Raw genomic sequence first — 1,064 nt, forward strand, 5'->3', positions numbered from 1 at the left:
GAGTTGAGCAGTTCGTCGCGCAGGCGGCCGTTGAACGATTCGATCCAGGCGTTCTGCCAGGGTGATCCGGGGTCGATGAACAGCGAGCCGGTGCCGTTGAACCGGCACCAGTCGTTGACGGCGTGTGCGATGAACTCAGGTCCGTTGTCGAACCGCACGTAGTGCGGTACCCCGTGCATCAGGGCCAGGCGGTCGAGGACGTCGACGACGCCGTCGGCGTTGATGGCGCGATCGACGTGGACCGCCAACGCTTCACGGGTGAACTCGTCAATCACGTTGAGCATCTTGATGGTGCGCCCATCGGCGGTGGTGTCGAACTGAAAGTCCATCGCCCAGATCACGTTCGGTGCGATCGGGCACATCGCCCCGACCGCGGCCCCGATACCGGTCAGGCGCTTCTTCCTGCGGCGCTGGGGCACTCGTAGCCCCTCGTCGCGCCACAGCCGGCGGATGCGCTTGTTGTTGGTCACCCAGCCGGCCTTGCGGGCGGCGATCGCCGCTCGTCGCCATCCCCAGCGCGGCCGGTCGGTGGAGAACTTCCGCAGCCAGGCCCGCAGCTCGTCTTCGGCATCGCTGATCGGTGACGGCGTCAGGCGCATCGTGGAGCGATGGATACCCACCACCGTGCAAGCTCGCCGCTCGGAGACCCCGAACCGGTCGCGCAGCATCGCCACGGCGCTGCGCTTGCGGTTCGGGGTTAGAAGTTTCCCTCCGAGATCTCCTTGAGCATGTCGATGTCGAGCGCCTGGTTGGCCACCAGCTTCTTCAGCCGGGCGTTCTCGGCCTCGAGTTCCTTGAGGCGTTTGGCGTCGCTGGCCTTCATGCCGCCGTACTGGGCCACCCAGCGATGCCAGGTCGACTCGGTGATCTCCAGGTGCCGGCACACCTCGGAGAGCTCCTGGCCAGCGCCGAGGAGCTTGTTGCCCTCGGTGAGCTTGCGAATGATCTGATCCGGCGTATGCCGCCGGCGCCTCTTTGATGCCATGTCGTCGTCGATTCTTCCTGCCCGAAAATCGGGCATCAGAGTCCCACAACGACTGGACCACTACGAGGGGCTCACCTCA

Annotated in this window: 1 pseudogene; it reads right to left on the reverse strand. The window is 65.4% G+C overall.

Annotation, left to right across the window (positions count from 1 at the left end):
• Positions 1 to 985, reverse strand: a pseudogene (locus LI94_RS21260) (IS3 family transposase); the annotation flags it as partial.
• Between the last annotated feature and the right edge of the window lie 79 nt (positions 986 to 1,064).

The sequence above is a fragment of the Mycobacterium sp. UM_Kg27 genome (assembly GCF_000972905.1).
Taxonomy (GTDB): domain Bacteria; phylum Actinomycetota; class Actinomycetes; order Mycobacteriales; family Mycobacteriaceae; genus Mycobacterium.